This is a genomic window from Segetibacter koreensis DSM 18137, from assembly GCF_000374045.1.
In the GTDB taxonomy this organism is placed as follows: domain Bacteria; phylum Bacteroidota; class Bacteroidia; order Chitinophagales; family Chitinophagaceae; genus Segetibacter; species Segetibacter koreensis.
Map to the genome: position 1 here is coordinate 20,308 of NZ_KB893332.1, position 23,418 is coordinate 43,725.

At 37.7% G+C, this 23,418-nt stretch carries 12 protein-coding genes; 11 read left to right on the forward strand and 1 reads right to left on the reverse strand.

All coding sequences use genetic code 11. The features are described from left to right. The first annotated feature begins 309 nt into the window (after positions 1–309). The 9 genes from B154_RS0115430 to holA all read left to right on the forward strand — a co-directional run bounded on the left by B154_RS0115430 (position 310) and on the right by holA (position 20,112). Complete coding sequence (locus B154_RS0115430) at positions 310–3,480, forward strand: SusC/RagA family TonB-linked outer membrane protein (protein ID WP_018615157.1); 3,171 nt, start codon at positions 310–312, stop codon at positions 3,478–3,480. A 21-nt stretch (positions 3,481–3,501) separates the two neighbouring features. Further along, positions 3,502–5,289, forward strand: coding sequence for a RagB/SusD family nutrient uptake outer membrane protein (locus B154_RS0115435; RefSeq protein ID WP_018615158.1), 1,788 nt, complete (start codon positions 3,502–3,504; stop codon positions 5,287–5,289). 103 nt (positions 5,290–5,392) lie between these two features. After that, positions 5,393–8,971, forward strand: coding sequence for a VCBS repeat-containing protein (locus tag B154_RS0115440; protein ID WP_018615159.1), 3,579 nt, complete (start codon positions 5,393–5,395; stop codon positions 8,969–8,971). Positions 8,972–9,081: 110 nt separating this feature from the next. After that, a complete protein-coding gene (locus B154_RS0115445) occupies positions 9,082–10,668 on the forward strand; it encodes an FG-GAP-like repeat-containing protein (protein ID WP_018615160.1) in 1,587 nt (528 codons plus the stop codon). 53 nt (positions 10,669–10,721) lie between these two features. After that, a complete protein-coding gene (locus B154_RS28730) occupies positions 10,722–12,050 on the forward strand; it encodes a vanadium-dependent haloperoxidase (RefSeq protein ID WP_018615161.1) in 1,329 nt (442 codons plus the stop codon). A 236-nt stretch (positions 12,051–12,286) separates the two neighbouring features. Continuing rightward, on the forward strand, positions 12,287–15,541 hold the full coding sequence (locus B154_RS0115455; RefSeq protein WP_018615162.1) for a SusC/RagA family TonB-linked outer membrane protein: 3,255 nt from the start codon (positions 12,287–12,289) through the stop codon (positions 15,539–15,541). A 29-nt stretch (positions 15,542–15,570) separates the two neighbouring features. Next, positions 15,571–17,376: a RagB/SusD family nutrient uptake outer membrane protein gene (locus B154_RS0115460; protein ID WP_018615163.1), complete on the forward strand. Its 1,806-nt coding sequence runs from the start codon at positions 15,571–15,573 to the stop codon at positions 17,374–17,376. 128 nt (positions 17,377–17,504) lie between these two features. Continuing rightward, a complete protein-coding gene (locus B154_RS28735) occupies positions 17,505–19,097 on the forward strand; it encodes an FG-GAP-like repeat-containing protein (protein WP_018615164.1) in 1,593 nt (530 codons plus the stop codon). Between the two features lie 16 nt (positions 19,098–19,113). Continuing rightward, positions 19,114–20,112 carry a DNA polymerase III subunit delta gene (gene holA / locus B154_RS0115470; protein WP_018615165.1) on the forward strand — a complete coding sequence of 333 codons (999 nt, stop codon included), beginning with the start codon at positions 19,114–19,116 and terminating at the stop codon, positions 20,110–20,112. A gap of 67 nt (positions 20,113–20,179) precedes the next feature. Here holA and B154_RS0115475 read toward each other — a convergent pair whose 3' ends face one another. Then, positions 20,180–21,121 (reverse strand): bifunctional riboflavin kinase/FAD synthetase, encoded by a 942-nt coding sequence (locus B154_RS0115475; protein WP_018615166.1) that lies wholly within the window; start codon positions 21,119–21,121, stop codon positions 20,180–20,182. Positions 21,122–21,318: 197 nt separating this feature from the next. Here B154_RS0115475 and B154_RS0115480 point away from each other — a divergent pair, with 197 nt between their 5' ends. After that, on the forward strand, positions 21,319–22,488 hold the full coding sequence (locus B154_RS0115480; protein WP_026260226.1) for an AIR synthase related protein: 1,170 nt from the start codon (positions 21,319–21,321) through the stop codon (positions 22,486–22,488). 177 nt (positions 22,489–22,665) lie between these two features. Next, on the forward strand, positions 22,666–23,355 hold the full coding sequence (locus B154_RS0115485) for a cell division ATP-binding protein FtsE (RefSeq protein ID WP_018615168.1): 690 nt from the start codon (positions 22,666–22,668) through the stop codon (positions 23,353–23,355). The last annotated feature ends 63 nt before the right edge of the window (positions 23,356–23,418 follow it).

Here is a 23,418-nt window from a genome sequence, read left to right on the forward strand (position 1 = left end):
ACTTAAAAAACGCATATAATATAATAGTAATTTTAAAAGAAGGTTCATTTTTTTTATTAAAAAAATGAAAAAAACATGCAGCTAATAGTAAATATTCATTGTCTGCATAATTGATAAAACATTTTCTAACATTAAACGATTTAATTACTCATGCATATTTAGGTTTTGCCCAAAATTTTCAACTAAATGCTAACTGCTTTTTTTAACTTCTTTCTTATCCAACTTTAGAAAAATTAAAAAAAAACTTTGAATTGTAAAGAATTTATATAATTTGCTAAAACTTTCATAAAAACTTATAAAACGCTCGCCATGGGATTAAAAATTAAACGAACTGCATTCCAGTTCTGTTTAGGTCTGCTTTCTTTTCTAATCACTTTCACAGCTATTGCTCAGCAAAGGAGAATTACAGGTAGGGTATTGGGTTCTGACGGTAGTCCCGTTGCAGGCGCATCCATTACTGTAAATGGTACTACAACCGGTACGCAGACAGATCCGTCCGGTAATTTTACAATATCAATTCCCTCAGGGAAAAAAAGCCTTACTATTTCATCAGTGGGATTTGAAACACAAAATGTTACACCTTCAGGTGCCAACGTTTCTGTAACGCTTAAAACAGCTACTTCCAATTTAAACGAAATAGTTGTGACTGGCTACGGAAGCCAAAGGAAGAAAGATATTACCGGGTCAGTTTCAGTTGTAAACGTAAACAATCTTAAACAACAACCAGTTGGCACAGGCGAAGAGGCCTTGCAAGGGCAAGCTGCCGGTGTTACTATTATTACTTCTGGTCAGCCCGGAGCAGGAAGCGATATCCGTATTAGAGGTATTACCGCATTTGGTAATAATTCACCCCTTATTATTGTTGATGGTGTAAGAGGTGATTTGCACAATATCAATCCTAATGATATTGAATCAATGCAAGTGTTGAAAGACGCCTCTGCAGCTATTTATGGCATTGCAGGTTCCAACGGCGTAATTATTATTACCACTAAAAGAGGAAAAACCGGAAAGGCCAGAGTTAGTTATGATGGATACTACGGGGTAACAACTCAGGGAAAGGGATATGACATGGCTAACACTCAGCAGGAAGCTAATGCTATCTGGTTACAACAGCGAAATTCCGGGATTACAACTCCGGAACATGCACAATTTGGAAGTGGCGCCAGTCCTGTTATTCCTGATTATATTACACCTAAAGGGTTCACAGGAACAGTTGATCCTTCAACTTATGACATTAATTCTAACCAGATTACACGCGCTAATAAGATAGGGACAAACTGGTATAAAGAGATTACCCGTAATGCACCTAAACAAAGCCATAATATTTCTGTAAGCGCAGGTTCAGATAAAAGTTCTTATTACTTTTCCCTTGGGTATTTAGATAACCAGGGTATTGGAAAGTTCCAGTATCAAAAAAGATATGCTTTAAGGGCTAATACACAATTCGCTATCGGTGATCATATTCGCGTTGGTGAAAATGCCTACCTGTATTACAGCCAAAACCCGCGTTTTGGTAACCAAGGGGAGGGAAGTCCTTTTTCAGTTGCTTTTCGTGAAGATGCTATTATCCCGGTTTATGACATTATGGGAAATTTCGCAGGTACGAAGTCTCAAGGCTTAGGTAATGCTCAAAATCCATATGCAAATATTTATCGCAGCAAGGATAATAGGGGTAACGATTGGAATATGAATGGTAGCGTTTTTGCTGAAGTTGATTTATTAAAGCACCTTACTTATCATACCAATTTTGGTGGTACATTAGGGAATTCTTATTATTATTATTTCCAATACGTGGGTTACGAAAATGCTGAAGGTAATACAGGTTCTAACTCTTTTCACGAAGGTGCCAGTTACAATACCCAATGGACTTACAACAATACTTTAACTTACAGCAATAGCTTTGGTGAACATAATGTAAAGCTATTAGTTGGTACTGAGGCTGTAAAATACTATGGACGCAATTTGGAAGCAGGTAGGAGTAATTATTTCTCCGAAAATCCAAATTTTTGGACATTAAATTCAGGATCTCCCGGAGGACAATCAAATACAGGTAATGCTTACCAAAATAATTTATGGTCACAATTCACACGTTTGGAGTATGGTTACGCAGGAAAGTATTTGTTAAATGCTACCGTTCGTAGAGATGGTGCTTCGGTGTTTGTTGGAGATAAAAGACATGCTATTTTCCCAGGTGGATCAATAGCGTGGAGAATATCGCAGGAAAACTTTCTTAAAAATGTCTCCTGGATTAGTGATCTAAAGTTGCGTTACAGTTGGGCTAAGTTAGGTAATGCAGGAAGTGTAACTGCCACCAATCCCTATAATTTGTATCGTTCAAGTGCCGGTCGTTCTTTCTATGACATCGCAGGTACCAGCAATTCGCCCGCTTCTGGTTTCTTTAGAAGTAATATAGGTAACCCTCAAACTACTTTCGAAGGCGATATTATTTCAAACGTAGGTTTTGATGCCAGTTTGTTTAAAAACAAGCTTGACTTCACTATTGACTGGTATAAAAAGAAAATCAGCGGTTTGTTATTTGCTGCTTCAGGAACACAATATGACAGGGTATTTATCGGAGATGCAGATGTTCCACAAGTAAATATAGGCGATATGCAAAATACTGGTATAGACGCCAATGCTACTTATCATGGTTCACTTAACCGGGATTTTAAATTTGATATCACAGGTACATTTACTTCGTATAATAATAAGATTGTTAAGCTTCCTGGACTGCCCTATTTTTATTCTAATGGTATCAGAAATGTAGTGGTATCACGTAATGAAGTCGGACATCCGGTCGGAGCTTTCTACGGTTACGAAGTTGTTGGCCTTTTCCAATCGCAGGAGGATGTAAATAAATCTCCAAAACAACAAGGTGATGAGGCTCCCGGGTTATTTAAGTATAAGGATGTAAATGGCGATGGTGTAGTAGATGATAAAGACAGAACGTACATTGGTAATCCAAACCCGGATTTTACTTATGGTTTAAACATTGGATTCACATATAAAAACTTCGACTTTTCAACTTTCTTTTTCGGATCAGTGGGTAATGATATTTATGACGCTACAAAATATTACACTGATTTCCCTGATTTCTTTAAAGGTGGTATGAGAAGGGAAGTAGCACTTAACTCATGGACACCACAGAACACCAATACCAATATACCTAAACTACGTACTGTTGGAGGATTTAGTACGGATCTGGTAACCAACAGTTACTTTATAAGCAAAGGTTCTTATTTACGCAATAAGCAAATGCAAATAGGCTACGCCGTTCCATCAAAAGCTTTGACAAGATTTGGAATTGAGCGCTTAAGAGTTTATGTACAAGCTACTAACCTTTTTACCGTGACAAAATATAAAGGGCTTGATCCTGAGTTGCAAAGTAGCGATCTTAATTCAAATACTGGATTCGGTATAGACCAGGGTAATTATCCTCATACTGCGGCTTATCTTGTTGGTGTTAATCTTAATTTTTAATTCTTCTAATTGACTTCATATATGAAACGGATAAAAAAATATAAATTTTTAATTGCTTCGAGTCTTGTAGCAGTGGTGGTCTTTGCTGCATGTAAAAAAGATTTTCTTGAGAAACCTCCTATAGGAACATTGAGCCCTGAGATCGTGGCAAATGAAAAAGGGGTGCAGGGTTTGTTAATTGGTGCTTATTCTTTGTTGGATGGTAATGGTTCGGCAGGAGATGGAAACTACGGATCAGCTGCATCTAATTGGGGGTACGGCGGTGTGGCGAGTGATGATGCATATAAAGGTTCTGACCCTTCTGACGTAGCAGACTTCGCTCCTTTTGAGCAATTTGTATCCTTAACTCCCGTTAATGGTGCAATACCTCAAAAATGGAATCTTTGCTACAACGGAATTCAGCGTAGTAATGATGTTATTAGAACGTTAGCTATTTCTACGGGAATACCAGCAGAGACAAGAACCGGTATAACTGCACAGGCTCGTTTTTTAAGAGCATTTTACCACATGGAATTAAAGAAAATCTTTAATAACATTATTTATGCAGATGAAACTGTTGACAATACCAATATAAATGTTACCAATTCTGTAGATGTATGGCCAAGAATTGAAGAGGACCTGAAATTTGCAGTAGATAGTTTACCCGAGACATGGAGTGAAGTTGGAAGAGTTAATAAGTGGGCAGCTATGGCATTTTTGGCTAAAGCGTATATGTTTGAAAAGAAATTACCGGAGGCTTATACTCTTCTTAAAGATATCATTGCTAATGGAAAAACAACAAACGGACTTAAATATGATTTAAATCCTCACTTCTATTCTAATTTTAATCCAGCTCAAAAGAATAGTCCGGAATCTGTTTTTGCGGTTCAAACTTCAGTTCAGGATGGTTCATCAGTAGATTGGGGTGGAAGTCCTAATGGCAACTACGGCGATATTTTGAATTTTCCATACAATGGTGGTCCTGGTGCGTGCTGCGGTTTTTACAACCCGTCGCAAGACCTCGCAAATGCTTATAAGACAGATGCAAATGGTCTTCCTTTATTAGACGAATCTTATGCTTCAGGTTTAAAAGTAAGTGACCCTGCTGCACCTTACACAGGTACTTTAGATCCCAGAATCGACTTGACTGCTGGTAGAAAGGGAATACCTTATCTTGACTGGGGTCCACATCCTGGTGATGATTGGATTAGAAATGTTCAGAATGACGGTCATTTTAGTCCAAAGAAAAATGTATATGCTCTTTCTCAAAAAGGTACCTATACGGATGTTGGTAGTGCCTACTGGGGACCTACTGAGTTAGTAGCTAATAATGTAAACCTTATTCGCTTTGCTGATGTGTTGTTATGGGCTGCAGAATGTGCAGTTACAGCTGGAGATATACCAACAGCAATGGGGTATGTAAACAGGGTTAGGGCAAGAGCAGCAGATAAAACAGGATGGGTTTATAAGAACAGCGATTATAATGCTGCAAGTGCGACCTACACTACACAAACAACACCAGCTGATAATTATAAGATAGGCTTATATACTGCTGCAACTTTTACAGCGGCAAATGCATTACAGGCCGTAATATTTGAAAGAAGGTTGGAACTTGCAATGGAAGGTCACCGTTTCTTTGATCTTGTTCGATGGGGAATTGCCGGTCCTGTTATTAATAGATATATTAGCAGGGAAAAAGCTCAGCGCCCGCTAAAGCAAAATGCAGTTTTTACAGTAGGTAAAAATGAATATTTTCCTATACCGCAGGGTGAAATCGACAACATGAATGGTGACAAGACCATTAGGTTAACACAAAATCCCGGTTACTAAAAAGTAATTGATTATAAAAATGTTAATGTATAGAGGTAGAGCTAAAACTCTACCTTTTTTTTTGATGGTATTTTCTGATATTTACTTCGTATAAAAAGTGTAAATGAAATTGATAAACAAGCTGTTTGGGTTTTTATTTATTTTACTATTGACATCCTGTAGTAGCAAGCGTTCTTTATTTCACCTGGTTTCTTCAGATCACTCTGGCATTCATTTTAATAACCACATAGTCGAAAATGACTCTATCAACCCAATAGATGTAACAAATGTGTACAACGGTGGGGGAGTGGGTATGGGCGATTTTAATAATGATGGATTGGAAGATGTTTACTTTACCGGCAATCTCGTTTCAAATAAATTATACTTAAATAAGGGAAAATTTAAGTTTGAAGATATAACAAAACAAGCCGGAGTTGAGGGTGAAGGGAGGTGGTGCAGGGGAGTTTCCGTTGTAGATATTAATAATGATGGCTGGCTGGATATGTATGTTAGTGCAACACTGTTACATAAGCCGGAAGAACGGGAAAACCTTCTTTATATTAACCAGGGCGCTGACAAAAATGGAGTTCCGCATTTTAAGGAACTTGGAGCAGAGTACGGCTTAAATGACACAACTCATTCGACCATGGCTGCTTTTTTTGATTACGATAATGATGGTGATCTGGATATGTACCTTGTGGTTAACCAGATCGTTAAGGGTGATAACCCAGCTGTTTATCGGCCAAAGTTAACAAAAGGAGAACATCCGAGTACAGGTCGATTGTACCGTAATGACTGGAATGCATCCTTGAAACACCCCTTATTTACAAATGTAACAAAAGAGGCGGGTGTAACTATTGAGGGATTTGGCCATGGTGTAAACATTGCTGATTTTAATAAAGACGGATGGAAGGATATTTTTGTAACAAATGATTTTAACTCAAATGACCTCCTTTACATAAATAATCATGATGGAACCTTTACAGATAAGGCGTCAGAATATTTTAAACATACTTCTGCAAATGGCATGGGGCAGGACGTCATTGATATAAACAATGATGGATTATCTGATGTAGTAGAGCTCGATATGGATCCGGAGGATAACTATCGCAAAAAAATGATGATGAACGCGAATAGTTATCAAAATTATCAGAATAGCGAATATTATAAGTACCAGTACCAATATGTCCGAAACTCACTTCAACTTAACCAGGGACCCCGAGTAACACAAAATGATTCCATCGGTGATCCTGTGTTCAGCGATGTTGGCTTTTTTTCTGGTATTGCGGAAACTGACTGGAGTTGGACACCCCTTGTTTCTGATTTTGATAATGATGGTTTCAGAGATATTATAATCTCTAATGGTTTCCCTAAAGATATTACAGATCACGATTTTGTAAACTTCAGAAGTCACTCGTTTAATGTAGCGTCTAAAGATTTTACATTATCTCAGATACCACAGGTAAAGCTGCACAATTATGCTTTTCATAATAAGGGCGATGTCACCTTCGACAATGTTACAACCACATGGGGACTTACAACTCCTTCTTTCTCCAATGGAGCTGCTTATGCAGACTTAGACAACGATGGAGACATGGACATGATTGTAAATAATATTAACGATGAAGCCTTTGTATATGAGAATACGTTGATGAATAAGAATGATTCTAATCAACATTTTTTAAGTATCAATTTAGTAGGAGATTCGCTGAATAGAAATGGTTTAGGAACATGGATAGAGGTATACTATGGAGGTAAACAACAGGCGTATGAACAATCTCCTTACCGGGGTTATCTATCGTCTATTGATATTCGCCCTCACTTTGGCTTGGGAAATGTATCCAAAGTTGATTCAGTTGTAATAAAATGGCCGGGTAATAAAGAACAGGTACTTAGAAATGTAGCGGCAAACCAAACATTAACTGTTAATATTAAGTCTGCCACAAAAGAATATAATTGGAACCGACCTCTTTTTGCACCTAATACGTTATTTACAGAAATAACAGACTCGCTGGGTATTCATTACCAGCATCAGCAAAAAGATTTTGTTGATTTCAACATTCAAAAATTATTACCTCATAAATTCTCAGAATATAGCCCCGCACTTGCTGTTGGAGATGTAGATGGAAACGGTCTTGATGATATCATTGCAGGAGGAGCTATTTCAAACAGCCCTGTTGCGCTATTACAAAAGAAAGACGGGTCTTTTTTGCAGAAAAATATTTTATCTAATGCAGATTACTCATTAAAGCAAGGTGACGACCGGGGAGTTACGTTGTTTGACGCGGATGGAGATGGAGACCTGGATATGTATGTAGCAAGCGGAGGCTATGAAATGAACCCAAATAGCAACCGTTACCATGATGTGTTGTATGTAAATAATGGCATAGGAGATTTTTCAATTGATACTGCAGCTTTGCCCAAAAACCTAACAAGTAAGTCATGTGTTAGGGTTGCAGATTACGACAATGATGGGGACCTGGATTTGTTTGTGGCCGGCAGGGTAGAGCCGGGGCATTATCCTAAGCCAGTATCAAGTTTTATTTACAGGAATGATACAAAAAACGGAATAATTAAATTCACTGATGTTTCTGCTTCCGCGGCAAACCCATTAAATAATATTGGCCTTGTTTGCGATGCTGTCTGGACTGATTTTAATAATGACGGATGGCCAGACCTTGTATTGGCCGGGGAATGGATGCCAATTACTTTCATAAAGAATAACAAGGGAAGTTTTGAAAATATAACTCCTGCAACAAACGTTGCTAATAAAAAAGGGTGGTGGACTAGTATTGTACCGGGTGATTTTGATAATGACGGAGATGTAGATTTTATAGCAGGAAATTTAGGCTTAAATTCTTTTTTTAAGGCTACTGATCAATATCCTGCCAGCATTTACGCTAAAGATTTTGATAAAAACGGAAGTTATGATGCGATACCGACTTTATATCTTCCCTCATCTCAACAAGATACCACAAGGCGGGAATACCCGGTACATACAAGGGACGATATGACCAAACAGTTGATTTTTTTCAAATCAAAATTTCAAAACTATAAATCGTATGCGACAACTCCTTTTTCTAAAATGTTTACTGCAGAAGAAATGAAAGGAGCATTGAAGTTGCAGGCAAACTATTTTAGCAATAGCTATATTAGGAATGATGGCAATGGAAAATTTACAATTACTCCACTTCCTTTAAATACTCAGTATTCGTGCATGAATGGTATGATATCAGAGGATTTTGACCAGGATGGAAACTTGGATGTATTAATGGTCGGCAACGATTATGGAACTGATGTTTCTGTAGGCCGTTATGATGCTTGCAACGGCTTGATGCTTAGAGGAGATGGCAAGGGCGGATTTTCGTCATTATCAATTGTTCAAAGCGGGTGGTTTGTGCCAGGCGATGCTAAGGCACTTGTAAAATTGAGAAGTACAAATGGAAAATGTTTGTTGGCCGCAAGTCAGAACAAAAGCAAAATGAAAGTATTTGAGCTAAAAAAAGATGTTAGCTATATACCGCTAGAACCTTTGGATGTAAAAGCGATAATAACTTATAAAAATGGAAAGAAGCAAAAGCGTGAGCTTTACTACGGCTCGTCATTTTTATCTCAGTCCGGCAGATTTATAAACATTGATAAAAACATAAGCAGTGTAGATATTACAGACAGTAAAGGGAAGCGACGACTCATTTCTTTTTGATAAACGCTTTACAAAGATGCATTATCGATCAACCTTAACTTAATTAAAAACCGCTCTATAAAAGATGGCTGCATTTGAACTTTAAAGTGTTGTTGTTCTAACAAAATGAAATGTGTAAAATCGAAAGAATTTGTGTTCTCAATAGAATTTTTTTTCTGGTAACATGTTATATTTTACTCCTGTTTAGTTCTTGCAAGAATGAGTATACCAGAAATAAATCTCATGCTGAGGTACCACTTGAAAGTATTAAAAAAGGTAAAGAATTAGCTGTAAAATACTGCCAGGCTTGTCATTTGTTACCCGATCCTTCTTTAGTAGATTCGAAATCGTGGGAAAAAGGTGTATTGCCTCAAATGGGGCCCAGGTTAGGAATATTTCACTTTAATTTTGTAGGTTATCCATCCAGCAAGTATGATCGTGATGTAGATAGAAATTTTTATCCTTCTCAGCCGCTTTTGAAAGATGAGGATTGGAAGAATATTGTTAATTATTATTCAGCCACTTCTCCTGACACAATAATAATTAGAAAAGATGCTGCTCAAAAAATAAAGACGGATTTGTCATTGTTTTCTGCCATAGTACCTCCGTTCGCTTATTCTACTCCCGCTACCTCGTTTGTGAAGATAGATGAATCAGATCACCAGCACCGGCTTATAATAAATGATGTTACAAAACAAACCACTTATGTCTTAAATGAGAATCTTGAAAAAATAGATTCAATCCATACTATGGGACCTGTAGTTGATATTGAAATGAACAAAAACGAATGGTTAGCATGTAATATAGGTATTTTAAATCCTCATAATGGAAAGTATGGGAAAGCCCAGTATATACGCGTCAATCAAAGCGGTAAATTGCAGGAAGATACTGCCGCTTTGTTTTCTAATTTGGCAAGACCTGTTCAGGTTACCACTGCTGACTTAAATAACGATGGAAAACCCGATTACATCATTTGTGAGTTCGGTTACTTACAGGGATCATTATCATGGATGGAAAATCTGGGTAATGGTAAGTTTAATAAGCACGTGCTTAGACCTTTTCCCGGTGCAATAAAATTATACGTTCAGGATTATAACCATGATGGTTTGCCTGATATCTGGGCGTTATTTTCACAAGGTGAAGAAGGTGTGTTTTTATTTACAAACAAAGGAAAAGGCCAATTTGACCAGAGAGAAGTACTTCGCTTTCCCCCGGTTTATGGTTCTTCTTATTTTGAATTTAATGATTTCAATAAAGATGGTTATCCCGATATTGTGTACACATGCGGAGACAATGCTGATTTTTCTACTGTTTTAAAACCTTATCACGGGGTGTATATTTTTATGAATGACGGTAAAAATAATTTTAAGCAAAGGTATTTTTACCATATAAATGGTTGTTATAAAGCAATAGCAAGGGATTATGATAACGACGGAGATATTGATATTGCAACAATTTCTTACTTTGCTGACTATAAAACGCAACCTGAAGAAGGTTTTGTCTATCTTGAAAATAAAGGTAGGTTAACATTTTCTGCCTCCAGTTTGCCTCAAACCCAATTGGGAAGATGGCTTACAATGGACGCCGGAGATTTAGACGGAGATGGAAAAATTGATTTGGTATTGGGAAATTTTATTATTGCTCCCACCATGCTGAAATCGAGCACTGACTGGAGAAAAGGACCTCCTTTTCTTCTATTGAAGAACATTCGGAGATAATTTTATAAATTAAGTTGTACTGAAAATAATAATTAATAAAAATAAAAGTTGAAATGAGGAAATTGATTGCTTGTTTATTGATACCTTTTCTATTTGTGGCCTGTGCAAGGAATGAACGTAAAGCTGATCCAAAGCTTTTGACTGATACAAATCTTCTTCACAACAATATTAAGCAGATAACAGAAGTTATTGTACATGATGTGTTCTCTCCGCCAGTCGCCAGCCGTATTTATGCTTACACAAATTTAGCTTCTTACGAGGCTATCCGTTTTGCGAGGCCAGGTTATGTTTCTATTGCTGCACAATTAAATGGTGTCGAAAAATTGCCTGAGCCCGAAAAGAATAAGAAGTATAATTATCTGTTGGCAGCTACTAAGGCCGCTTTTACTGTAGCTGAAAAAATTACTTTTTCTGCAGATACTTTGGCTAATTACCAAAACAATGTGTACGAAGATTTTAAGTCGTTATTAGATAAAGACACCTACAACCGCTCTATAGCTTTTGGGGAAGAAATAGGAAAGAAGATTTTGAAAAGAACTACGATCGATAATTACAAGGAAACAAGGGCAATGGAGAAATTTTTGGGTAGCGATGAACCGGGAAAGTGGCGACCTACCCCCCCCGATTACGCTGATGGCGCAGAGCCTTACTGGGCAATGATTAAACCGCTAAAGCTCGATTCTGCAACTCAATTTCAGTGCGCTCCGCCGTATCCTTATAGTGTAGATAGCAGCAGCAACTTTTTTAAGCAGGCAAAAGAAGTATATAATATAGGAAGAAACCTGTCTGATTCTGAGAAAACGATTGCAAGGTACTGGGATGATAATCCCTTTGTAACTGAACATTCAGGGCACTTGATGTATGGTAATAAAAAGATTACGCCTGTTGGTCATTGGATGGGAATAACAGGTATTGCGTGTAAAATGAAAAATCTTAACGAAGTGGAAACTGCACAAACATATTTACTTACATCTCTGGCTATTTTTGATGGTTTTATTTCTTGCTGGAAAGTGAAGTACGATACGCAGGTTGTGCGTCCGGTAACCGTGGTAAATGAATTAATCGATCGCACCTGGCAGCCATTTTTACAAACACCTCCTTTTCCTGAGCATGTCAGCGCTCATAGCGTAATATCGGCAGCAGCGGCCACAATACTTTCCAAAAGATTTGGTGAGAATTTTCCTTTTCATGACACAAGCGAAATGGAATACATTGGAATGCAACGCAATTTTTCCTCTTTTATGAATGCATCGTTAGAAGCATCTGTAAGCAGAGTATATGGGGGTATCCATTACATGCATAGCGTAAATGAAGGGGTGGTGTTTGGTAAGAAGATCGGAGACTATTATAATAACAACTTCAACCTTAAAAATAAGCTTTAGTAGTTTTAAGTGTAATCATTTTATAAGCTTTGTAAGGTAATTTTCAGAGCTTATAACCTCTCTCATTGCCATAAAAATAAATATAACTGTAGTAGTAAAAGTTTATATCTTTTATATTTCAATGGTAGTAAAGCCTTTATAAATGGTATGCAACTAAATTAAATTTCCGGCAAATTTTATTTTTTAATTACGGTGTTGCAACATTATTTTGCGGCTTTATAACCAAATTTTTATCTATGCCATTGAAAATTAAACAGTCTGCAGTGCAGTTATGTTTAGCTATTTTCCTTCTATTTATTACTTCTTTCGCGTTTTCACAAACAAGAACAATAACAGGTAAAGTTGTGGGTCCTGACAATGCTCCTGTTGTAGGTGCATCAGTAACAGTAAACGGTACTAACTCTGGTACTTCAACTGATGCTAATGGAAGCTTTTCTATTTCGGTTCCAACCGGGAAGAATGCTCTGACTGTTTCATCTGTCGGGTTCGAAACTCAAACCCTGCCATTGAGCAGCAGCAATACAGTTACGGCGGCCTTAAAAACAGCTGCTTCTAACCTAAATGAAATTGTGGTAACAGGATATACTTCTCAAAGAAAGAAAGATGTAACAGGTTCTGTTTCTGTAGTGAATGTAGAAGAAATGAACAAACAACCAACAGGTCAGGTTGCCAACCAACTGCAAGGTCAGGCAGCCGGGGTAACGGTAATTGGTTCGGGTCAGCCGGGTGAAGAACCTCAAATTCGTATTCGGGGCATTAACACATTTGGAAACAACACGCCTTTATTTGTAATTGATGGTGTGCCTACTCAAAATATCTCAACGCTTAACCCGAATGATATTGCGTCTATGCAGGTATTGAAGGATGCGGGTGCGTCGTCGATTTATGGTTCAAGAGCATCAAACGGAGTGGTAATAATCACAACCAAAACGGGCAAGTCGGGTAAAACGGTCGTTACCTACGATGGCTACTATGGTACGCAAGTGCCTAAAAGCGGAAATGTTTATAATATACTCACACCGCAGGAAATGGCGCAACTTAAATTTAATGCGCTTGCAAATTCAGGAACTCCCGTAACTACTGTTAAGCCTGACGCTTTGTATGGTGGAGGAGCAACTCCTGTTTTGCCTGATTATATTTATCCTACCGGCGCTATGGAAGGTGATCCTAGTGTTGATCTGTCTAAGTATAATGTTAATCCAAACTATAGTACTCCTGCTGAACTTAATAATTTTTACCGTATTGTAAGAGCTAATAAAACTGGGACTGATTATTTTCACGAGATTTTTAAATCAGCACCCACACAAAGTCATAACATAGCTGTAAGCGGTGGGAACGAAAAAGGCAGATACCTGATGTCTTTAAATTACACTAATCAGCAAGGTACTTTGATAAATACTTATTTTAAAAGATATACCCTTCGGGCAAATACACAATTTACTATTGCAAAAGGTATTAAAGTAGGTGAAAATCTTGCTTATTCTATTGTAGATAATCCAAGAATTGGTGCATTGTCAGAAGGAAGTGCAATAGGCATGGCTTTTCGTCAACAACCAATTATTCCTGTTTATGATATAATGGGAAATTATGCAGGTAGTTCAGGGCCCGGCCTTGGTAACGCCAGAAATCCTGTTGCAATTGAGCAACGTATGCGTGACAACAAAGGGTATGGCAATCGCTTATTTGGTAATGTATATGCTGATGTAGACTTTTTAAGAAACTTTACCTTCCATACTTCTTTTGGAGGTGAAAGTTATTCAGGCTTCTCCCGTTCTTTTACATATCCTGAGTACGAGAATTCTGAGAATAATTCAGTAAACGCTTATACTGAGAATACTAATTACGGTTTCAACTGGACCTGGACAAATACCTTAAATTTTCGCAAGACATTCAATTCTATCCATACTGTTTCTGTTTTGGTTGGTACAGAGGCTTACAATGCTAATGGGTATAATAACAGTGCGAACACCCAGGGATATTTTTCGTTTGATCCCAACTACACCACTCTTAATACCGGTTCCGGTACAATGAGTCATACCAGTGGAAGATCAACGCAGGGATTGTGGTCACAGTTCGGCAGGTTGGATTATAGCTTCAAAGACAGGTACTTATTAAGCGGTACCATTCGTCGCGACGGCTCTTCTTTATTTGTAGATAACCAGTATGGAATATTTCCTGCTGTAACTGCTGCGTGGCGTATTTCTGAAGAAGAATTTATGAAAGATATATCATGGATAAAAGATTTAAAAATCCGTGCTGGTTGGGGTGTAATGGGAAATCAACTGAATGTAAATCCTACTAATGGATTTTACACTTATGTATCTGACAGAAGTTCTTCCTATTATGATATTGCAGGCACTAATAATAGTTTGCAATCAGGTTTACAGGTTGGTCAAATTCCTAATCCCAGCGCAAAATGGGAAAAAGATGTCAATTCAAATATTGGTATAGATGCAACTTTGTTTAAAGGTGTAGTTGATATAACTGCCGATTACTATAAAAAGGATATCCAGGATTTGCTTTTCAATCCTACTTATCCTGGTACTGCCGGTACAGGAACAGTGCCTTTTTCAAACGTAGCACAAGTTAAAAACCATGGAATTGATTTGGCTTTAGGTCTTCATACCAATATTACCCATGACCTTAAATTAAATGCTACTGCTACCTTTACTAATTATCATAATGAGGTCACCAAAGTTGCAGATAACCAAAGCTTTTTCTTCTCAGGAGGTCAAAGACGTTTTGGAACTAACTTCGTTCGTAATGAGGTAGGACATCCAATTGGGGCTTTTTATGGTTATAAAATAATTGGTTTCTGGAATGATGAGGCAGAAATTGCAGCAGCAGACCAGGCAGCTCAAAAGTCAACAGGAAATGGCGGAACTACTTATCAGACTGCAGAGGGAGTAGGTCGTTTCCGTTATGCAGATGTAAATGGCGATGGTATAATCACTGCTGCTGACAGAACTTTTATAGGTAATCCCAATCCTAAATTTACATACGGCTTAAACATAGCACTTGATTATAAAAACTTAGATTTCAGTATGTTCCTTTATGGTTCCCAGGGAGCAGATATTTGGAATAACGTAAGGTATTGGACAGACTTTTACCCTTCTTTTGCTGGCGCTAAGAGTAAGACAGCCTTATATAATTCCTGGACTCCAACTAATCACAATGCTAAAGCTCCAATACAGGAAAATGCAGGAACTTTCAGCACAAACGGAACTGCCAGTTCATATTATATTGAAAACGGATCCTATTTACGCGCCAAAAACGTAACATTGGGATATACGTTTCCAAAAAGTCTGTTAGGAAGATATGGTTTTTCAAGTTTTAGAGTTTACGTACAGGCAGCCAACTTATTTACAATTACAAAATATAGTGGATTAGATCCCGAAATTAATGGAAATGGCGTAACAGAATTTGGTATTGATGAAGGATCTTACCCAAGTCAACGTCAGTACTTATTGGGTGTTAATCTTAAATTCTAATTTTTAATTCGACTATTTAAAAAACGATTATGAAATTTTCACGTTATATATTATTAATACTGTTACCGGTATTCATATTTCTGTCTTGCAAAAAAAGTTTCTTAGACCGAGTTCCCCAGGGAGCTTTAAAGGTATCAGATGTAACTTCTGCAAAAGGGATCAATGATTTATTAATAGGGGCTTATGCCGCATTGGATGGCCAACAAAATATAAATGGAGGCGTAAATAGCCTTGGCGGTGGTAATGCCTGGGCTAATGCTCCCACTAACTGGCTATGGGGCAGTGTTGCAGGTGCAGAGGCGCATAAAGGAAGCGATGCGGGAGACCAGTCAGCTATGGTGCCTATTGCTACTTTCACCGTAGATCCCAGTAATGCTCTTTTGAATGATAGATGGAGAGCTTTATACGAGGGAGTAAACAGGTGTAACAATGTATTGAAATATCTTCCTGCTGTTACAAATATGTCGAGTGCAAGCAAAACGAAAGCTAAGGCAGAAGCAAGTTTTTTAAGAGGCCATTTTTATTTCGAATTGAAGAAGATGTTTAATATGGTTCCTTATATAGATGAAAATACTGTTGATTTTAGTTCACTGGCTACTCTTAAGCAACCTAATACTACAGACATTTGGCCAAAGATTGAAGCAGATTTTACCTTTGCTTACGACAGCTTACCATCTATTCAAACTGATCTTGGCAGAGTTAATAAATGGGCAGCAGCAGCATACCTTGCCAAAACCTATCTTTTTGAAAAAAAGTATGCGGAGGCCAAAACGACATTTGATGTCGTTATTACACAAGGTGCTACATCTGGTGGTATCAAATATGACCTTAATCCAAACTATGAAAATAACTGGAGGCCGGAATTTGAACAATCAAATCCGGAGGCAGTTTTTGATGTTGAAATGGCTGCCAACACCGGTTCTGGATCTATAGCAAATGGCAACCAGGGCGATATGTTAAATCATCCTTACGGAGGTAGTCCCTTCGGCTGCTGCGGCTTTTACCAGCCAACGCAGGACTTGGTAAACTCCTTCCGGGTAGATGCAAACGGTCTTCCTTTTTTAGACACTTATAACCAAAATGCAGTTAAAAGCGACTTGGGAGTTAAATCTGCTGATCCGTTCACTCCAGATGCTGGTCCCTTGGATCCGAGATTGGATTGGACAGTTGGTAGAAGAGGGCTTCCTTATCACGACTGGGGTATTCATGTAGGGCAGGATTGGATACGTGACCAGAATTATTCAGGCCCTTATGCACCGAAGAAATTAATTCCATGGAAAGCTACAGCACCTGTGTATGATGACAGGACCTCCTGGGCTCCCGGAAGCGCAATTAATGTTCACATCATTCGCTTTGCAGACGTTCTGTTAATGGCTGCAGAGGCGGAAGCACAGCTTGGAAATTTGCCAAATGCACAAGCTTATGTCAACCGCGTTCGAAACAGAATTGCTGCTCATCCTGAAGCATGGTTATACCAGTATAAAGATAATTCTAACCCCGCTGCCGGATTTTCGTCTACGCTTGCAGCTAATTATAAAATATCTCCTTATCCTGCAGGATATTTTAGCAGTAAAGATGTTGCCTCAAAAGCAATTTATTTTGAACGGAAAATTGAGTTAGGTACAGAAGGTTACCGGTTTTTTGATCTTTCACGCTGGGGTATTGCTGAAAAAACTTTAAATGCAATATTTCAGTACGAATCTCAATTTACCAATGATTTCAAGGGCGCGCATTTCACCGCTAACAAGAATGAATATTTCCCTATTCCACAAAGCCAGATCGACCTGACAAGCCAAAATGGACAACAAACCTTAACACAGAATCCAGGATACTAATAGGTTTATTGTATTTTACTTACAAAAAGAGGGAGCAAAAATGCTCCCTCTTTTTGTATACTTTCGAAAGCAAGCTTTTAATGAAGTTTGTACAGGTTTAATTACTTATCTATAATAAGAAAAATGGTATGAGGCGGTGCCGTTCATTTTTAATAATTGTTATTTTTTTAATTTGTTCATTTTCTAACATACTGTTTTCTGCTTGCAATGGTACGCATGAACCAAAAACAGAAACAGAAATAATAAAAGCAAGCATAATAAAAGGTAAAGAATTAGCAACTTCATATTGCCAATCCTGTCATCAATTTCCCGACCCTTCTTTATTGGATAAAGAAAGCTGGCAAAAAGGAGTATTGCCCCACATGGGACCCTTGTTAGGAATTTATGAATCTAATTACCAACGTTATCCGGCTAATATTAATGATGTTAATTTACCCAAAGGTTTTTACCCGGCGAAGCCAGTATTAAAACCGGAAGAATGGCAAAATATTATTGATTATTATGTGGCTTCTTCGCCTGATTCTTTACGACTACTACAAAGAGAGTTACCTGTAGCAAATCATCTTTCTCTTTTCACAGCTCATATTCCTGCTATTAAATATGATAATCCTTCCACCTCTTTTGTAAAAATAATCCAAGGAAAGTCGTCGCATCAATTGATCATTTGCGATTTATTTAAGCAAAATATTTATCGTTTCAATAAGAAATTAAATATACTCGATTCGATGTTTTCCAGCGGGGCAATTGTTGATATAGATTTTCAGCACAAGGGAATGCTTACCTGCAACATCGGTACTTTTAACCCTACGAATAGTAAATATGGTGAAGGCAGATATATAAGAACAAATCCAAACGGGAAATTTAAAAAAGATACTGCGGCGTTATTTAATAATCTAACAAGGCCTGTACAAATAACAGCTTGCGATGTAGATAAAGATGGTAGGACTGACTATGTAGTTAGCGAGTTCGGTTATTTAACAGGGGCGTTATCATGGATGCACAATATTGATGGGAGATTCGAACGTCGTGTTATAAGGCCTGTTGCCGGAGCAGTAAGAACTTATATTGAAGATTATAATAAAGACGGCCTTCCGGATATCTGGGCTTTATTTGCCCAAGGCGAGGAGGGTATTTTTCTTTTTACTAACAAAGGCAACGGACAATTTGAACAAAAGCAAATTCTGCGTTTCCCACCTTCATTTGGGTCGTCTTATTTTGAATTTGCTGATATTAATAAGGATGGTCTGCCCGATATTGTGTATACCTGTGGTGATAACGCTGATTATTCCACCGTTTTAAAGCCCTATCATGGTGTTTATATATTTATTAATACGGGCAACAATCGTTTCAAACAACAGTACTTTTTCCATATTGACGGCTGTTATAAAGCAATTGCCCGGGATTATGATAATGATGGGGATGTGGATATTGCTACTATTGCGTACTTTGCCGATTACAACAAACAGCCAAGGGAAGGTTTTGTTTATCTTGAAAATGAGGGCAATTTTGTGTATAAACCGTTTACGGTAAAAGAAGCTCAACAAGGTAGGTGGATTACAATGGATGCGGGTGATTTAGACGGAGATGGTGATACAGATCTGGTGTTAGGTAACTTTGCAACAGGACCTACGATGATGAAAACACACCGTGACTGGAAGAAAGGTCCTCCCTTCATTTTATTGGAGAACACAGGCAGATCAACACGGAAACAATTGAAGTAAATTATAGAGAAAAAACATGTCTTTACAAAGTATTATATCAGAATGGAAGTCAGAAAGCTTTAAATCTATCTACTGGTTAGAGGGAGAGGAGCCGTATTTTATTGATAAAATAGTTGATTACGCCGAACATCATATTTTAAATGAAAATGAAGCTGCATTTAACCTTACTGTTTTTTATGGTCGTGACGCAGACTGGACGGCAGTAGTAAACGCATGCAGACGTTACCCGATGTTTGCAGAAAGACAGGTGGTTTTGCTTAAGGAAGCGCAGTACATGAAGGACATAGAAAAGCTGGAAGGGTACATTAATAAGCCCTTATCGTCCACTGTTTTTGTAGTGGCATATAAAGATAAAAAAGTAGACGGGCGTACTAATCTTGCAAAGCTTCTAAAGAAAAATGCAGAAGTTTTTTCTTCAAAAAAAATTTACGAAAGCCAGTTACCCGAGTGGACAAAAAATATGATTCTTGCAAAGGGATTTGAAATTACCCCACAAGCTTTGCTGCTTTTGGTCGAGAATACTGGAAACGATTTAAGCAGGCTGGAAAATGAGATAGAAAAAGTTGCAATAAACCTGGTAAAGACGAAAACAATTGATGAAAATGCTATTGAAAAGTATGTAGGTATCAGCAAAGAGTTTAATGCCTTTGAATTGCAAGCGGCCATAGCCAAGAAGGATCTGGCAAAAGCAATTAGAATTATTCAATATTTTCAGGCAAACCCCAAGGCTGCTCCTATACAATTAATATTGCCTGCAGTTTACTCATACTTTAGTAAGGTTTATACGATTTTTGGAATGAGTGATAAAAGTGAAAATGCGGTGAAAGGAATATTCAGTAATAATTTTTATGCGGCAAAAGAAGGAATTGCTGCAGCAAAAACGTACGGAATACAAGGCATTGAAAAAGTCTTATTGCTGTTGCATGAATACAATCTAAGAAGCATAGGAATAAACGACACCGGTACTAGCGACGCCGATCTTATGAAAGAAATGGTAGTGAAGATGGTAAGTTGATGAGGTGCAATTAAAAATCGTTGCAGTCTTAAGTTATTAGTAATAGTCACTTGTCTGGTGTAAGAAGCTAAAGATCCCTCAAAGATAGCTGAGCATTTATTTTGTCTTTTGCCAGTTGCTCTTTCAATTCGTTTAGTCCATCAAATTTCACTTCTCCCCTCAAATATGAAAAAATGTAAACACGGATGTACTGCCAATAAATATCTTCGTCAAAATCAAATATATTCACTTCTATAGCTCTTCGGGTTCCATCAACTGTCGGGCGCATGCCAATATTCATCATCCCTTTTAATACAGGTTTATTTTGCCCAATCGTTAATGTAACAGCATATACACCATTACCGGGCACCAGTTTTTCCTCATCCTCTATTACAAGGTTAGCAGTAGGGTAACCTATTGTTCGGCCTAACTTATTTCCTTCAACCACTTTTCCCTCAAAAAAATATTGATATCCTAAGTATGTATTAGCAGTGCCTATATCGCTTTTTAGTAATGCTTCCCGGATTTTTGTAGAACTTATCGTTATATGGTTTAGAACGTGCTCAGGTATTTCTTTTACCCGGTAATTAAATTTATCACCCATTTTCTCCAACAAGTGATAATCGCCTAAGCGATTTTTTCCAAACCTATGGTCGTAGCCGATAATTATAGTATGTGGATGAAATTTTTTTACAAGAAAATTTTCTAGGTATTCTTCAGCAGATTGATTCGCAAATTCGTCATTAAAAGCAACTACTACCAAATGCCCTACACCCTTTTTATCTAATAATTCAATTTTTTCGTTTAAGGTATTTAAAATTTTTACATCAGATTTTCCGTGTGTAACAATCTTTCTGGGGTGCGGGTAAAAAGTAATAATAATTGTTTCTCCACCAATATTGTCAGCCTCTTTTTTAAGCAATTTTATTATTTGCTGGTGTCCCAGGTGTACTCCATCAAAAGTTCCAATGGTTATAACCGCGTTTTTAAAATTTGGTAAGTGCTGTAAGTCCCTATGAACCTGTATCATAATAATTGCAACAAAGCTAAGAGATAAAATGATTAGATAGACGGCAAAACCCAGAACTCAGGCGTTGAAGGTCAAACTATAAACAACTGACATAACAACTTCTAACCTTCGGAATGATAACCTGCAGCTACAAGATGCAACTGCTTCATAAGCAAAGGCATTCTCTCCGTACATTTGCTTCAATAAATTGTTTTGTAATGTCTTTATATTCTCAACGGGGTGTTTCGGCACAAAAAGAAGAAGTGCATGCTGCTACGCGGCATTTGAACCAGGGATTGTTTCCTAATGCATTTTGTAAAATTTATAGCGATTTTTTAGGAAATGATGATAATTGGGTAAATATTATGCACGCCGATGGCGCCGGTACAAAAAGTATTCTTGCTTATTTGTACTGGAAAGAAACTGGCGATATAAGTATATGGAAAGGAATTGCACAAGATGCAGTAATAATGAATTTAGATGATCTTCTATGCGTTGGCATCTATGATAACCTGTTGTTTTCTTCAACAATTGACCGAAACAAACAACATATACCAGGGGAAGTACTTGAAGTGATTATAAACGGCACACAGGAAGTATTTAACTGGTTAAAAGACTTTGGCATTAATATCCATTACCTGGGTGGTGAAACGGCAGATGTAGGGGATGTTGTGAGAACGATTGCTGTAAACGGAACCATGACAGCAAGATGGCAAAAAAGGAAACTGGTCACTAATGACAGAATACAACCGGGTGATGTGATAGTAGGTTTAGCAAGTTCGGGCCGTGCAAACTATGAAGCGGAATATAACAGCGGCATTGGCAGCAACGGCTTAACGAGTGCTCGCCATGATGTATTGAAAAAGAAATACGCCGATGCTTTTCCGCAAACTTTTGAACCTCAACTGGATGACGAGGTTGTTTATATAGGTAATTATGATCTGCAGGATGTAATAGAAGCCGATGCAGTGGTAACAAACATTGGTAAACTTCTGCTCAGTCCTACCCGTACATATGCTCCCGTTGTTAAAACCCTGCTTGAGCAGAATTTTGAAGATTTACATGGACTTATACACTGCAGCGGTGGAGGGCAAACAAAATGTATGAAGTATCTACCGGGCAACATGCGGGTCGTGAAGGATAATTTATTTGAACCTCCCATCATTTTCGATATTATTCAACAGGAATCAAAATCGACCTTTAGTGAGATGTACCAGGTATTTAATATGGGACATCGCCTGGAAGTTTTTACAACTGAAGGCAAGGCAAATGATATTATCTCTATCGCAAAACAATTTGCCATTGATGCTAAAGTAATAGGAAGGGTTGAAGAATCAGGCAATAAAGAGTTGATTTTAAAAGGGAGTTTCGGCGAAATAAAATATTAAAGCTTTATTTTTTTAATTTGAAGATTGAAGAACCGTATTGACGTCGGGAACTCTTTTGTGCTTGAAAAATTCTTTATTAAATAATTTTTCAACATTAACAGCTTTTTTCCACACTCTAAATATTATTGTTAGGCATTGCTATCTTGAAACAATATTTTTGCCACATAAATAATCGTAATGGTTGAGTCAATTGTCTCGTTAACTAATGCAAAAATCTTTCAGGGCACAAACCTTATACTGCAAGATGTAAATATTAATGTAAATCAGGGTGAATTTGTATATCTCGTAGGGAAAACAGGAACCGGAAAGAGCAGTTTGCTGAAAACATTGTATGGAGACCTTCCGTTAAAGGAAGGAGAGGGTATGGTGGCCGGTTATGATTTACGTCAAATGACATGGAAAAAAGTTCCTTTCTTACGCCGTTCGCTGGGAGTTATTTTCCAGGATTTTCAGTTACTTACTGATCGAAATGTGCATGAAAATTTAAAATTCGTTTTAAGAGCTACCGGATGGAAAGATAATAAGCTGATGGAAGAAAAGATAAATGATGTACTAGATAAAGTGGGCTTAAAAAGCAAGGGCTTTAAGATGCCCTTTGAAATGAGCGGGGGAGAGCAGCAAAGGGTAGACATAGCACGTGCTTTATTAAATTCACCAAAATTAGTGCTTGCCGACGAGCCTACCGGCAATCTTGATCCAGAAACGAGCGATGAAATTATGCAGCTATTATTTCAAATTTCCCGAGACTTCAGCACTTCGGTAATAATGGCTACACATGATTATATTGTCATAAACCGTTATCCTGCACGAATGCTTAAAACGGAAAGAGGACAGGTCTATGACAGTGCATCGGTCGGTTCTTATTAAGATGCTTTTTGTGATGGCGCTACTTTGTCGGGTTATTAGTTTTTTGCTTTTCTAAAAAATACG